General features: G+C 69.1%; 1 pseudogene. It reads right to left on the reverse strand.

Annotated features, from left to right (window positions below):
- Positions 1–53: 53 nt before the first annotated feature.
- Positions 54–846, reverse strand: a pseudogene (locus IEZ09_RS45910) (IS630 family transposase); the annotation flags it as partial.

Genomic DNA, 846 nt, shown 5'->3' on the forward strand with positions numbered 1-846 from the left:
GAGCTCGAGGTCGGGGTGAAGTGCACGGTGAAGCGAGGGTGAGCGGCCAGTCAGCGTTTGATCGCCGGGGTCTTGTGCGTGGAGACGTTGTCCATCACCAGATGCACCGCCAGGTCCGCGGGCACTTCCTGGTCGGTGGCGATCAGGAACTTCGTGAACTCGATCGCCCGGTGCCGGGCGTGCAGCCGGCCGGTGACCTTGCCGGTGGTGATGTCCAGCGCGGCATACAGGCTGGAGGTGCCGTGCCGGGTGTAGTCGTGTGTGGCGCGCTGCGGCGTGCCGGGCAGCATGGCAGGACCGGCGCGGTGCGGTTGAGTGCCTGGATCTGGGACTTCTCGTCCACGCACAGCACCACCGCCCGTTCCGGCGGCGCGAGGTAGAGCCGGCGACGTCTTTGACCTTGTCCACGAACAACGGGTCCTTGGACAGCTTCCACGCCTCACGGCGATGCGGCTGCAGGCCGAAGGCGTTCCAGATCCGGGTCACCGCGGTCTGGGTCAGCCCGGACTCGGCGGCCATCGATCGGGTGGACCAGTGCGTGGCGTTGGCGGGGGCCGACTCCAGCGTCGCGGTGATCACCGCTTCGACTTGCTCGTCGGTGATCGTGCGCGGGCGCCCCGGTCGTGGCTCGTCGAGCAGGCCGTCGAGCCGGTACGCCACGAACCGGGAACGCCACTTCGCCACCATCGCGCGCCCCACACCCAGTTCCGCCGCGATCTCGCTGTTGGAACCGCCTTCGGCGCACCGCAACACGATCCGGGACCGCAGCGCCAACGCCTGCGACGTCTTGCGGCGCCGTGTCCACTCCCGCAGCACCTGCGCCTCATCGTCGGACAGCACCAGCTC

The organism is Lentzea flava (genome assembly GCF_014648475.1).
Lineage (GTDB): Bacteria > Actinomycetota > Actinomycetes > Mycobacteriales > Pseudonocardiaceae > Lentzea > Lentzea flava.